Origin of the sequence: Pseudarthrobacter sp. NPDC059871, from assembly GCF_042731175.1 — a bacterium.
Classification (GTDB): Bacteria; Actinomycetota; Actinomycetes; order Actinomycetales; family Micrococcaceae; genus Arthrobacter.
On the sequence record NZ_JBHWJV010000001.1, the window covers coordinates 60954 to 74480 of the forward strand.

Below are 13527 nucleotides of genomic sequence, written 5' to 3' on the forward strand. Positions count from 1 at the left end.
TGAGGCACTGGAGGCGTTCAATGAAGACTGATCCTGCAGGCGGCGGGGCCCTGGGCCCGGAAGCCAGGGAAGCATCCATCCAGCGGCTGCGCGCCACGACGGAACCCGGCCAGGAGCTGGACATCCTGATTGTTGGCGGCGGGATCGTGGGGACCGGCGCGGCGCTGGACGCCGTCACCCGCGGGCTGAGCGTGGGCATCGTCGAGGCCAGCGACTGGGCGGCAGGAACGTCCTCCCGGTCATCCAAGCTCATCCACGGCGGCCTCCGCTACCTGGAGATGCTGGACTTCGCCCTGGTCAAGGAGGCGCTGCAGGAACGCGGGCTGCTGCTCTCCGAACTGGCGCCCCACCTGGCCCGGCCCGTTCCCTTCCTCTACCCGCTGACCAAGCCCTTCGTGGAACGGCCCTATGTTGGCGCGGGCATCGCCCTCTACGACGCCATGTCCGTCTCCAGCGGCCACAGCCGCGGCGTACCCTTCCACAAGCACCTGTCCAGGCGCGGCACCCTGCGGGCTGCGCCGAGCCTGAAGAACGACGCGTTCGTGGGCTCCATCCGCTATTACGACGGGCAGGTGGATGACGCCAAGTACGTCGCCAACCTGGTCCGCACTGCCGCCCATTACGGGGCCCACGCCGTCAACCGGATGGCGGTGGTGGACTTCCTCCGCGAAGGCGAGCGGGTGGTCGGTGCCAAGGTGGAAAACCGCGAGGACGGCTCCCGGTTCAACGTCCGTGCCAAGCAGGTCATCAACGCCACGGGCGTGTGGACCGACGAAACCCAGGCCATGGTCACGGACCGCGGGCAGCTGAAGGTCCGGGCGTCCAAGGGCATCCACCTGGTGGTGCCGAGGGACCGCTTCCAATCAACCGTCGGGCTGATCCTGCGTACCGAAAAATCCGTGCTGTTCGTCATCCCGTGGGGCAGGCACTGGATCATCGGCACCACGGACACGGACTGGCACCTCGACAAGGCCCACCCCGCCGCAACAAGCAAAGACATCGACTACATCCTGGAGCACGTCAACAAGGTCCTCAAGCGGCCGCTGACCCGGGAAGACGTCGAAGGCGTCTACGCGGGACTCCGGCCCCTGCTGGCCGGCGAGAACGACTCCACAGCTAAGCTCTCCCGCGAGCACGTCGTGGCCCACCCCGTGCCGGGGCTGGTGGTGGTGGCCGGCGGCAAATGGACCACCTACCGCGTGATGGCAAAGGACGCCGTGGACGAGGCCACCCGCACCATGGACGAACGCGTGCCGCCGAGCTGCACCGAGACCATCCCGCTGCTGGGGGCCAGCGGTTTCCGGGCAGCCTGGAACCGCCGCAACCGGACGGCCGAGGAAACGGGCGTGCACGTGGCCCGCATCGAGCACCTGCTGAACCGCTACGGCTCCATGACCCCGGAAGTCCTGGCCCTCATCGCAGAGAATCCGGAACTGGCCGAGCCTTTGCCGGGAGCGGATGACTACCTGCAGGCCGAAGCGGTCTATGCAGCCACCCACGAAGGAGCCCGGCACGTCCACGATGTCCTGACCCGGCGGACCCGCATTTCCATCGAGGCCTGGGACCGCGGCGTGTCCGCTGTTCCGGTTGTCGCTAAACTGATGGGTGACGTCCTCGGCTGGAGCGACGCTCAGCGCGAAAATGAGGTCCGGCACTACATTGCCCGGGTTGAGGCGGAACGGCTCAGCCAGGAACAGCCGGATGACGAATCCGCAGACGCCGCCCGCCTGGGCGTGGAAGACATCGTGCCCTTGCGCTAAGGGGTGGATGGCCGGCGCTGCTGACTGAAGGGACACGCCTTGGCGGAACCGCTTGACCCGTACGACGCCGAACTCACCACCCCGGACATGGTCATCCTGGAGTTGGAGGCCACGGACAAGGACGACGCCGCCACTCAGCTGTCCGAGCGGCTGTTCGCGGCCGGCCGGGTGTCCGACCTCGACGGGTTCCTCCTGCACGTCAATGCCAGGGAACACCAGCTCGCCACCGGACTCCCGGGCGGCATCGGCCTGCCGCATGCGCGCAGCGAGTTCGTAGCCCGTACCTCCATCGCCGTGGGCATCACCAAGTACGGCCATGCCCTGGACTTCGGCGCCGCCGACGGCCCGGCCACAGTGATCCTGCTCATCGCCACCCCCGCCAGTTCCTTCTCGGACCACCTCGAGGTCCTGGCCACGCTGGCGCGCTCGCTGTCCAAGGAATCGTTCCGCGAATCGCTCCGCCGGGCCTACGACGCCGAAGTGATCGCCGAACTCATCAACTCCAGCCTGGTGTTCTTCGACCACTGACCGGAGCCGGCGGGCGTGCCCGCAGCTGCGGCGTTTAGTTGTTCTACAGAACTACGAAGTACGGTTAAGACGTGTGGAAAACAGCCCTTAAGTCCCGATGGATTGCGGGATTCATCTTTGCGATCGCCGTGTCCGGGGTCTTCGTGCTGCTGAGCCAATGGCAGTTCGGCCGCTCCACAAGCCCGGAAATGCCGGTAAATCCGGACACCGAGAAGGTCCAGCCGCTGACTGACACCCTCCAGCCCGGCGAGTTCTTCCACGGGTCCGACGCCGACCAAATGGTCAGTGCCACCGGAACCTATGATCCCGCCAAGCAGGTCCTGGTCCCCGGCCGCCTGCACGACGGGAAGTCCGGCTACTGGGTTGTCTCCGCTTTCGCCGTGGACGGAGCACCAGCCCTGACCGGTTCCGCTGCATCACCCCGCACCTGGATCCCGGTGGCCCGCGGATGGGTGGCCGACGCCGCTGACGCGACAGCGCCGCCGTCGGGCCCCGTGCAGGTAACCGGACGGCTCCTGCCCTCCGAAGCGCCCGTGGCCGGTAAGGCCGCCAACCCTGGCGAAGCCACGGCGGTTTCCGTGGCAGAACTCATCAACGACTGGGAAATCAGCAGCTACCCGGGCTTCGTGGCGGCCACCGCCGAGGTTGCCGGGGGAGCGGACGTCAGCGCCGCCGCCGTGCCGGGGAACCTCCTGCCGCTGGAGATCGGTCCGCAGCCGCCCGCACAGCAGATTAACTGGCTCAACCTCTTCTACTCCTTGGAGTGGGTGGTCTTCGCCGGCTTCGCATTCTTCATCTGGTGGCGCCTGGTCAAAGACGATTACCACCGGGACCTCGAAGAGGCCCTCGACGGCGAAGCCGAACCGCATGAACCAGAACAGCAGCCAGGGACCACCCGGCAGCCTGAACACACCGAGCAAAAGGTACAGCCATGATTGATCCGAAGCCGGCCACCGGAAACGAAATGGCCGGGAAGGCCGCCCCCAGGAAGCGCCGGTTCGGCGGCACCGAAGCGCAGATCCGGTCGTCCCTGAAGTTCTACAAGGTGCTGGCCTACCTGACCGGCGCCATGCTGCTGCTCCTGTGTGCCGAGCTCGTGGCACGGTACGGCTTCGGGCAGTACCTCTTCGCCGGCGGCACCAACGCCACCACAGGCCAGCCCTTCGGCTTCGGTTTTGCCGACGCCGAGCCGCCGGGAGTCCTCAACGGCGTCAACCTGTCCATCACGGTGCTGATCGTCCACGGCTGGATGTACGTGGTGTACCTGATTTCGAACTTCCGGCTGTGGTCGCTCATGCGCTGGCCGTTCCTCAAGCTGATCCTGCTGGCCCTGGGCGGCGTGGTCCCGTTCCTCTCCTTCATCGTCGAGAAGAAGTTCCATGCCGAGGTGGAAGCCGAGCTCGCCGCGAACCCGCAGGCGCCGCAGCGGTACTGACCAGCGGCGGTACTGAAACCACGGCGCTGCTGAACCCCGGCGCTCCTGTCCCGGCAGCCCTGCCGCCCGCCCGCCGTCGGACGTTTGCTCCGTCACAGCGCGGCGTCTCAAGGTGCGCCGGTGCAACGCCGCAACGTAGGCTATTACGGTGACTACTCCCACTGCATCCCAGACTTCCCAGAAGCCGGTGCTGGTTGTTGACTATGGAGCCCAGTACGCGCAGCTGATTGCCCGCCGCGTCCGGGAAGCGAATGTGTATTCGGAAGTGGTTCCGCATACCTACACCACCGAACAGCTCCTCGCCAAGAACCCCGCCGCGATCATCCTTTCAGGCGGACCTTCCAGCGTTTATGCCGACGGCGCCCCCAGCGTGGGTGCCGACCTCTTCGAAGCCGGCGTACCCGTCTTTGGCATCTGCTACGGCTTCCAGGCCATGGCCAACGCACTGGGCGGCAAGGTGGACAAGACCGGCCTCCGGGAATACGGCTCCACCCAGACCACCATCCTGGGCGAGGGACGCTCCGTGCTCGAGGGCATGCCCCAGCACCAGAACACCTGGATGAGCCACGGCGACTCCGTTCACGCGGCCCCGGACGGCTTCGAGGTCCTGGCCACAACGGCCGGCGCCGAGGTTGCAGCCTTCGCCAACGAAGAAAAGTGCCTCTACGGCGTGCAGTGGCACCCCGAGGTCAAGCACTCGGCCTACGGCCAGCAGGTGCTGGAAAACTTCCTCTTCAAGGGCGCCAAGATCGAGCCCAACTGGACCACGGGGAACATCCTCGAAGAGCAGGTTGAGCGCATCCGCAACCAGATCGGCGATGCCCGGGTCATCTGTGGACTCTCCGGCGGCGTTGATTCCGCCGTCGCAGCGGCCCTGGTCCAGCGCGCCGTTGGCGACCAGCTCACCTGTGTGTTCGTTGACCACGGACTGCTTCGCGAAGGCGAAGCGGAGCAGGTGGAACGCGACTTCGTTGCTGCCACCGGCGTCAAGCTCTACATCGCGAACGAGCAGGAGCGCTTCCTCTCCGCACTGGCCGGCGTGAGCGATCCCGAAACCAAGCGCAAGATCATTGGCCGCGAGTTCATCCGCGCCTTTGAAGAAGCCGAACTGGCCATCATCGCCGAGGCCGCCGCGCACGGTGAGAAGATCAAGTTCCTGGTCCAGGGCACCCTGTACCCGGACGTCGTCGAATCCGGCGGCGGTGAAGGTGCAGCAAACATCAAGAGCCACCACAACGTGGGCGGCCTCCCCGAGGACCTGCAGTTCGAGCTCGTGGAGCCGTTGCGGGCCCTGTTCAAGGACGAGGTCCGCGCCGTGGGCGCCCAGCTGGGACTGCCCCAGGAGATCGTGGGACGCCAGCCGTTCCCGGGCCCCGGCCTGGGCATCCGGATCGTCGGCGACGTCACCAAGGAACGCCTGGACCTGCTGCGCAAGGCCGACGCCATCGCCCGCGCCGAGCTGACCGCCGCAGGCCTGGACAACGAGGTGTGGCAGATGCCCGTCGTGCTGCTGGCAGATGTCCGCAGCGTCGGCGTCATGGGCGACGGCCGCACCTACGGCCACCCCATCGTCCTGCGCCCGGTCTCGTCAGAAGACGCGATGACGGCTGACTGGTCACGCCTGCCCTATGACCTCCTGGCCCGGATCTCCAACCGGATCACCAATGAGGTGGACGGCGTCAACCGTGTCGTGCTGGACGTCACCAGCAAGCCGCCGGGAACCATCGAGTGGGAATAGCATCCTGAAGTGGCCGGCCTCCGTCAACGGAGGCCGGCCACTTCTGTCTTGCCGCTGTCTCCGGCCACGGTGGCGAATCTCCCGGGAGCCGCCTGTGAAATCTCCCCTATTTCGCGGCTCCAGTGTTGCGGTCTCTCAGTCCGGCCGCGGAAGCGGCTACTCTCGAACCTATGCCGGTATGGTCCAGGGCGTCACGTGCAAACGCAGAAAAGAAGGCAGAAGTGTCAGTTGGTCAAGGCCACCCGGAAGGCTCGGAAGAGCTTCGTAAATGGCTGTCCGGGCTCAAACCCGTCACCGGGGCAGACACAATGCTGCGCTTCACCAAGACGCCCGAAGGTTCCATAGACCTCACCTCGGCCCACCCCTCAGGCCTGGCCCAGCTCATGGCCGGGCGCCGCACCCGCCTGTCCACACTGATCCGCGATCAGCAGCAGTATGTGGTGGCAGCCAGGGCATCCCGCAACATCCGGTCCAAGATCTTCGAACTGTCCAATGACCGCGGCATCGACGCCGGGTACCTCTCCGCAGGCACTGTGGTGTGGACATCCGCCGTCGGAGGCAAACCGCAACGGGTTTCCGCGCCCGTAATGCTCACGGCGATCTCCCTCACCGTCCGGCCCGGGGAAGACGACTACGAGCTCCAGCTGACAGAGCAGGCACACATCAACCCCGCGTTGGTCCGCCACCTGAAGTCCGTCCACGGCATTGTCTTCGACGTCAACGCCGTCACCCGCCTCGCGTACAGCACAGCGCGTTTCGATCCGCAGCCCGTGCTGGACCGGCTGGGCACCCTCATCCGGCCCATCCACGGCGCCGAAGCGCAGCACAACCTGCTGGTATCCACGTTTGCGGACCTCTCCGGGAACCTTGACGACCCCTGGATCAATGACTCCAACCCCGTTGTCTCCGCCTTGGCCACGGCCGGCGGCGGCGAAGTGGTGGATGTCGAAGCACCGGACCCCTCCCGCTTTCCGCCGCTGGACAGCCGGCATCCCCAGGACGAACTGCTCCTCCTCGACGCGGACGCGGACCAGCAGTACGTGGTGGACGCCGCCCGCGCAGGCGACTCGCTGGTGGTCAGCAGCCCGCCCGGCACAGGGCAGACGCAGACAGCCATCAACACCATCGGCGCCCTGGTGGACGCCGGCCGGACCGTCCTGGTGGTGGGGGACCGGCGCGCCAGCCTGAACGAGGTTTCCGGTCAGCTCGAAGCCCTGGGCCTCGACTCAATCCTGTTCCAGTTGTCCGGGAACGTCACCGCGCAGCAACTGAAGTCCCAGCTGGTACGCGCTATTGTCCGGAACGAAAAGTCCCTCAAGCCACAGCTGGGGAACCTGCACAGCACGCTGACCGAACACCGCCATGCGCTGATGGACCACGTGGCGTCCCTGCACAATGTCCGTGACCGATGGGGCTGCTCGCCCTACCAGGCCATGCAGTCGCTGGCCGAGCTGACCTCCATCCATCCCGCACCTGCCACCACTGTGCGGCTGAAGCGGAGCGTCCTGGACAGTATCCGCGACCGCGAGGAACTCGCTGGCCGGCTCCAGCGCGCAGCAGAGCTGGGCAGCTTCAGCAAGGCGTCCACCACCAGCCCGTGGCATGGCGCCCGGCTCCTGACGCGAAAGGAAACGGAAGAAGCCCAGGACCTGGTCCGGGCCATTGCAAAGAGCCTTCCCGTGCTCCGGGAGCGGATGAATGCCGTGGCCGAGCACGCGGAGATCCGCCTTGGTGAATCGTTCGCCGAGTGGGGCGAGCAGCTGGAGCTGCTGGTTGCCGTGCGTGGAAGCCTGGACAAGTTCACGCCGGATATCTTCGACCGGCCGGTCACCGACCTCATTTCATCCACCGCACCCTCGGCGTGGCGGCGGGAACGCGGGATCGAGATGACCTCCATGCAGCGGTCGCGGCTCCGCCGGGTGGCCAAGGAGTACGTCCGGCCAGGCGTCCACATCGCAGACCTGCACACGTCCCTGGTCCTGGTCCAGGAACAGCGTGCCCGCTGGGCCGGCTACGCCACCACCCAGCGGCACCCTGCCGTCCCGTCCGGACTGGCGGAAATGAACGCCCTGTACCTCGAGCTGGACCAGGAGCTTGCGAGCCTTGGTGAATGCCTGAAGCACACAGCCGGGGGCGGGGCGCTGTCCACCATCCGCTACGAAGACCTCCTGGAGCGGCTGGAACGGCTGGTGGCGGACACTGACACGCTCAAGACACTCCCCGAGCGGACGCTGCTGGTGGAGAACATGCGCGAGCACGGCCTGGGCGAGCTCCTGGCCGACCTCGCCGAACGTGAAGTTCCCGCCGGATCGGTGGCTGCCGAACTTGAACTGGCCTGGTGGCAGTCAGCCCTCGAGGCCATGATCAGCGGCGACGACTACCTCGCAATGTCTGACGGCGATGCCCTGCGCCAGCTCGAAGCCGAGTACCGGCTCGCGGACAACGCCCACATCGCCAGCGGGGCAGCACGCCTGCGCTGGGACCTGGCCGAGCGTTGGCGGGCAGCCATCGGGGACCAGCCCCGGCAGGCCGGCCTCCTGCGCAGCCTGCTCAAGGACGGCCGGGTATCACTTCCCGCGCTGACCGCCCAGGCACCGGACCTGATCGGCACGCTGGTGCCCGTCTGGTCGGTGAGCCCTTACCTGATGAGCGGGCTGCTGCCCGCGGAACAGCACTTCGACGCCGTGGTGATCCTCGACGCCGAAGCCACCAGCCTGCAGGCGGTCCTGCCTTCCATCGCCCGTGCGCGGCAGGTCATTGCCTTCGGCGATGCCCGGATCGCCAGTCCCCGCAGTTTCACCGTGGGGGTGGAGCGGCTCGCGCCCGGCGAGTCCGCGCATCAGCGGGTCGAGAGCGCCTTCAAAGCTCTCTCCGCGGTGCTGCCGGTGTGGCAGCTCACCAATGTCTACCGAGGTGTGGACGAGGACCTGGTGCTGCAGCTGAGCAGGAACTTCTACGACGGCGGCCTCCGCCGCCTTCCCGAGGGCCAGTCGGCCACGGGGCTGGACCGGTCTTTGCTCGTGGAGTACTTGCCGGACGGCACCGGCCTGCCCAGCGCCGACCACGAGGGCGTGGAGTCCGTGGTGGCCGAGGTCAACCGCGTGGTGGAGCTGGTGTTCGAGCACGCTCGGCTGCGGCCCAGGACGTCCCTGGCGGTTGTCACAGCTAGCCTGCGGCATGCCGCGAGGATCGGCGAGTCCATCCGGCTCCAGTTGCCCAACTACCCCGGGCTGGCCAGCTTCTTCGGTGCGGGGCCTGAGTCCTTCCGGGTTGTAGACCTGGAGCGGGCGCAGGGCCTGGTGCGTGACCATGTCATTTTCTCGCCCGGCTACGGGCGCACACCCCATGGGCGTGCCCTTCACAACTTCGGCCCGCTGTCCGCCGAGGGCGGCAGGGAGAAGTTCGCGCTGGCTATGACCCGCGCCCGCCGTTCCATCCACGTCCTGACGTGCTTCCGTCCGGAGGACCTGGACCACACCAGGCTGTCGTACGGTGCCCTGGACCTGTACGCGCTCCTTGACCGGGAGATTTCGGGGAATACGGACCTCGGCACTCCGGCGTCCCGGGCGGCTGCCAGCGAGCAGGCGCTCGGCGCCGACCCGCTTGTTGCCGACCTCGGCGACAGGCTTCGTGCACGCGGCGCCCGCGTGTGGCACCAGTACGACGGCGTCATCGACGTGGTGGCGGCCGCAGACCCGCTGGGCACCATGGGCCAGGACGAGGCAGACCTTCCCTGGCCGGTGGCGATCGAGTCCGACGGCACCGAGCAGTACCGCACCATGAGCGTCCGTGAGCGCAGCCGGCTGCGCCCGCAGATGCTGGAGCGGCTGGGGTGGCGGTACATGCCGCTGTGGACCATTGAGGTGTTCACCGATCCTTCGGCCTGCGCGGACCGGATTGCAGGGTACCTGGGGCTGGAGCGGGTGGTTCTTCCGGGCCGCTCGGCAGAGTCCGCCGGTTTCCTTGACGACGACGTCCATCAGGCGCTGAATGGAATCGACGCAGCGCAGCCTGCTTCGGTCCCGTACGCGGGCACGAACGGGTCGGGTTTCCGGCGTGACGCCACGCGGGGCGAGGAGCGCCCTGCATCCCAGGACGATTCAGTTTCAGACGGCGCCGACGACGCCGCTGCAGGACCAGACAGTGAGGAGGCGGGCATCATGACCCCGAAGGATGCTTCAGCGCCACAGGATGCCGCGAACCCCGAGGATGTTGACAGCACCGCGGACGCGGCCGAAACCGAAAGCGCCGCAGATTCCGCCGATCCCGCGGACACGGAAGACGCCGGCTCACGGGCAGCTCACGGACAGGTGGAGGGCGTACTGCCCAAAACTGCCGCGGAAGATGATCCCCGGGCCTGGGGCGATCGCGACGACGACCATGACGCGTGGTTGAAAGAGCAGAAGCCCCCGCACTGGGGCTGACGGCCCACAGCCCTACGGACGTGACGGCAGCCCTGCAGGGCACGGCAAGGCCGGTCACGACGGCGGTCCCACCAGGACGAAGAACAACTTGCCCTGCGTGGACGCCCCGGCCAGCCGCGCTGACTGTTCAGCTGTGGCTGCCACCACGATGAGTCCGTCGGTTTCGGCGGTACCCAGCCACTGTCCGCCCTGGCCACCCTTGGCTGCGGTCCAAAGGACGGGGACTCCGGCGGCCAGGACCTCCGAGGGTCCCTGCTGGTCGAACCCGTTTCCGGATGTGAGGACGACGTTCACCAGTTGCCCGGGTGAAACCAACTGAATGGACGAGGCATCGGCCATCCGCAACGGAACGGCAGCCGATCCCGGGGGAGTGCCGGTGAGAAGCCCGGGACCCAGGAGCTGGACATCGGTGACCAGCTGCCCTTTCCGCAGCGGCGTTGCCAACTGTTTGCCTGCCGCCTCAGCCTGCTCACTCAGCACGCCCTCGGAAAGCATGCCGGGCGGTACCCGCACCTGAACAAGGTCCGAGGCCGTGACAGCCGTTCCGGCGGGCAGGTCCCTCGCTGCGGACAGGGCTGTGGCAGTGTCGGCCGGTGCAGGGGTGAGCTGGTGGACCGTCATGGACGCCGCTGCGCAGAGCAGCAGGGCAACAGCGAGGCGCCGGTTGCGGTTGAGCAACCCCGCCACACGGGTCAGCGGGCTGCCGCGCCGGGACGCGGCAGCTCCTTTTTTGGCCTGGAAGACGGACGGTCTGCGGTGGGCACGGAGGGGATGTGCAGGCATCCCTCCACGCTAGGCGGGCAGGCATGCCAGACGACAGCGGCCCCGGTCCTATGTGGACAACATGGCGCTGTCTTCAGGTCCGGGGCCGCGGTCAGCCCGAGTGTGTTGAGGGCCGGTGTGGACCAGTGTCAGCTGGCGGCAGCCGCCGGTGCGGGGGCCGGAGCAGGGGCTGCCGGGGCCGCGGGTGCTGCGGAGACGGTGCTGCCCTTGGAGTCGCGGGAGTCGGTGCGGTAGAAGCCCGATCCCTTGAAGACAACGCCCACGCTGTTGAACTTCTTGCGCAGCGTGCCTTCGCATTCAGGGCAGGACGTCAGCGAACTGTCCGAAAATGACTGGACGATGTCAAAAGCATGGCCGCAATCCTTGCAGGCGTAAGCATATGTTGGCACTGGTGCTCCTCCTCTGGGGCAAACGAGAGGTCCCGTGCTGCCACCCGTTCCACTGGTGGTCCGTTAGCAGTCGCAGGGCCTGAGTGCTAATTCTATCATCCCCGTCCACCGGCGTCCGGGTTCAGGGAGCGCCTGCCAGGACCCGCAGTCCGCCCGGAGTCAGGACGGCCGGAACGGGACGATCGAACTCCTCGGCGGGGATCCGCCCGGCAGGCAGGAGTTCTTCGTCATAGATAACAGCGGCAAGCGGAATATGCTTCCCGGCAGTGTCCAAATGGCCCAGGAACTTGTCGTAATAGCCTCCGCCCTGGCCGATCCGGTTGCCGGAAAGATCAACGGCAGTGGCCGGAATGAACAGCCCGGACGCCCCGCCGGCCGCATCCGGCCCCTGTCGCGGCCCGTCAGGTTCCATGACGGGCGCGTAGCGGCTGCGCGCAAACGGGATGCCGGGAGACCAGAACACCCAACTCAGTTCCCGCGCGGGTTCGCACACCGGCAGGAGGACGCGGTGTCCGCGGGCATGAAGGGCCTGGATCAGCGGCAGGGTAGGGGGTTCGACGCCGACGCCCAGGTAGACGCAGAAAGTTGCGGCCGCGCCGTCCGCGAGGGAGTCGGCCCAGGCTGTGCCATGTTCCGCCAGGGCGTTGCCGGCGTCCTCCAGGGCCGCCGGGGAGAGTTCCGCGCGGCGGGCACGGTGGGCAGTCCGGATGCCGTCCTTGGCACCGGTCTGATGTTCAGTCATGGTTTTCCCTCCATCGCCGCGGGCGGCGGGTTCATGTGCAGGACGGCGCCGGGGCCGGACCGCTGATTACTTAATGCTTGCCGCTGACGCTAGATTAGTCCGGTGACTACCAGTAACCCGAGAGTTCGCAAAGCCGTCATCCCCGCTGCGGGGCTGGGTACCCGGTTCCTTCCCGCCACCAAGGCTATGCCCAAGGAAATGCTTCCGGTGGTGGACAAGCCTGCCATCCAGTACGTCGTGGAGGAAGCCGTTGGCGTCGGGCTCAACGATGTCCTGATGATTACGGGACGCAACAAGCGGGCGCTCGAGGACCACTTTGACCGTGTCCCGTCGCTCGAGTCCACCCTCTCGGACAAGGGTGACACCAAGAAGCTGGAATCCATCCAGGCCGCCAGCAACCTCGGCGACATCCACTACGTCCGCCAGGGCGACCCCAACGGGCTCGGCCACGCCGTGCTGCGGGCCCGCCAGCATGTGGGCAACGAGCCTTTTGCCGTGCTTCTCGGTGATGACCTTATTGATGCGCGGGACGAGCTCCTGGGAACCATGATCGATGTGCAGGCCAAGACCGGCGGTTCGGTGGTTGCGCTGATCGAGGTGGATCCGTCCCAGATCAGCGCCTACGGTTGCGCGGATATAGAGGAGATCGACGGCGAAGGCTACGTCCGGATCAACAGGCTCGTTGAGAAGCCCGCAGCGGACGAGGCACCGTCCAACCTGGCAGTCATCGGCCGCTACGTGCTGCACCCCGCCGTCTTCGACGTGCTGGAGGAAACCGGCCCCGGCCGTGGCGGCGAGATCCAGCTGACCGACGCCCTGCAGGAACTTGCCACCGGCGAGGGTGAAGGCTATGGCGTCTACGGTGTGGTGTTCCGCGGCCGCCGCTACGACACCGGTGACAAACTGAGCTACCTGAAAGCCTGCGTGCAGCTGGCCGTTGACAGTGACGACCTGGGCCCAGGCCTGCGGGAGTGGTTGCCGGGCTTCGCCGCCCAACTTTCCAAGTAGCACCGTGCGCTTCGGTCCCATCTGGCCGGCCACGCTTGAGTGCGGTGACCTGGTCCTGCGGCCCATCCGCTACCGCGACCGGAAAGAATGGACCGACGTGCGGTCACGGAACAGCCAGTGGCTCGCGCCGTGGGAAGCGTCCAACCCCGATCCGCGGGGAGGGCTGCCGGATTACCGGCAGATGGTACGTTCGCTGAACTCCCAGGCGGCCCAGTCCACGGCATTGCCTTTCCTCATCACGGAGCGGGTGGCGGGCAGCCGGACCCCACACATAGTGGGCCAGCTGACGGTGTCATCCATCCTCTGGGGCTCGGCAATGATGGCGACGCTGGGTTACTGGGTGGACCAGGCCCGGGCGGGCCGGGGGATTGCACCCACTGCGGTGGCCTTGGTGACAGACCACTGCTTCCAGACTCTTGGGCTGCACCGGATGGAAATCAACATCCGGCCCGAAAACGGACCCAGCCTGAGGGTGGTGGAGAAGCTGGGCTTCCGCGACGAAGGGTACCGGCCCCGGTATCTCCACATCAATGGTGCGTGGGCTGACCACCGGTCCTTTGCGCTGACCTCCGAGGAAGTCCCGGACGGCCTGTTGCCGCGTTGGTTGTCGTCCCGGCCGTCTTAATTCCACTCATTTGGCAACCGCCCTGCGACACACCGCAGCCAATGCCACTGTGGCAGTGGTGATACTCATACGGTTTTGAGTGTGGACTTCCCCCT

At 66.9% G+C, this 13527-nt stretch carries 11 protein-coding genes; 8 read left to right on the top strand and 3 right to left on the bottom strand.

Annotation, left to right across the window (positions count from 1 at the left end; genetic code table 11):
- The first annotated feature begins 20 nt into the window (after nucleotides 1-20).
- The 6 genes from ACFV4R_RS00255 (at nucleotide 21) to ACFV4R_RS00280 (ending at nucleotide 9885) form a co-directional block, all read left to right on the top strand.
- Nucleotides 21-1760 carry a glycerol-3-phosphate dehydrogenase/oxidase gene (locus ACFV4R_RS00255; protein ID WP_377203891.1) on the top strand — a complete coding sequence of 580 codons (1740 nt, stop codon included), beginning with the start codon at nucleotides 21-23 and terminating at the stop codon, nucleotides 1758-1760.
- A 39-nt stretch (nucleotides 1761-1799) separates the two neighbouring features.
- Nucleotides 1800-2288 carry a PTS sugar transporter subunit IIA gene (locus tag ACFV4R_RS00260; protein ID WP_377203892.1) on the top strand — a complete coding sequence of 163 codons (489 nt, stop codon included), beginning with the start codon at nucleotides 1800-1802 and terminating at the stop codon, nucleotides 2286-2288.
- Nucleotides 2289-2359: 71 nt separating this feature from the next.
- Entirely contained in the window at nucleotides 2360-3223 is an 864-nt protein-coding gene (locus ACFV4R_RS00265; protein ID WP_377203893.1) for an SURF1 family protein, read from the top strand.
- Complete coding sequence (locus tag ACFV4R_RS00270) at nucleotides 3220-3723, top strand: DUF3817 domain-containing protein (protein WP_377203894.1); 504 nt, start codon at nucleotides 3220-3222, stop codon at nucleotides 3721-3723. Before ACFV4R_RS00265 ends, ACFV4R_RS00270 begins: the two co-directional genes overlap by 4 nt.
- A 148-nt stretch (nucleotides 3724-3871) precedes the next feature.
- Nucleotides 3872-5461, top strand: coding sequence for a glutamine-hydrolyzing GMP synthase (guaA, locus tag ACFV4R_RS00275; protein WP_056075153.1), 1590 nt, complete (start codon nucleotides 3872-3874; stop codon nucleotides 5459-5461).
- A 170-nt stretch (nucleotides 5462-5631) separates the two neighbouring features.
- Nucleotides 5632-9885 (top strand): AAA family ATPase, encoded by a 4254-nt coding sequence (locus ACFV4R_RS00280; protein WP_377203895.1) that lies wholly within the window; start codon nucleotides 5632-5634, stop codon nucleotides 9883-9885.
- Between the two features lie 54 nt (nucleotides 9886-9939).
- On the opposite strand, the gene ACFV4R_RS00285 is transcribed toward ACFV4R_RS00280, so the two are convergent.
- From ACFV4R_RS00285 to ACFV4R_RS00295, 3 genes are all read right to left on the bottom strand, one after another.
- A complete protein-coding gene (locus tag ACFV4R_RS00285) occupies nucleotides 9940-10668 on the bottom strand; it encodes a Flp pilus assembly protein CpaB (RefSeq protein ID WP_377203896.1) in 729 nt (242 codons plus the stop codon).
- A gap of 128 nt (nucleotides 10669-10796) precedes the next feature.
- Complete coding sequence (locus ACFV4R_RS00290; RefSeq protein ID WP_015937748.1) at nucleotides 10797-11057, bottom strand: FmdB family zinc ribbon protein; 261 nt, start codon at nucleotides 11055-11057, stop codon at nucleotides 10797-10799.
- A gap of 121 nt (nucleotides 11058-11178) precedes the next feature.
- Nucleotides 11179-11799, bottom strand: a complete 621-nt coding sequence (locus ACFV4R_RS00295; RefSeq protein ID WP_377203897.1) for a 5-formyltetrahydrofolate cyclo-ligase — start codon at nucleotides 11797-11799, stop codon at nucleotides 11179-11181.
- A gap of 102 nt (nucleotides 11800-11901) precedes the next feature.
- On the opposite strand from ACFV4R_RS00295, the gene galU reads away from it, so the two are divergent.
- Together galU and ACFV4R_RS00305 are read left to right on the top strand one after the other, a co-directional pair.
- Nucleotides 11902-12807 carry a UTP--glucose-1-phosphate uridylyltransferase GalU gene (galU, locus tag ACFV4R_RS00300; protein ID WP_045729649.1) on the top strand — a complete coding sequence of 302 codons (906 nt, stop codon included), beginning with the start codon at nucleotides 11902-11904 and terminating at the stop codon, nucleotides 12805-12807.
- Nucleotides 12808-12811: 4 nt separating this feature from the next.
- A complete protein-coding gene (locus ACFV4R_RS00305) occupies nucleotides 12812-13432 on the top strand; it encodes a GNAT family N-acetyltransferase (protein WP_377203898.1) in 621 nt (206 codons plus the stop codon).
- The last annotated feature ends 95 nt before the right edge of the window (nucleotides 13433-13527 follow it).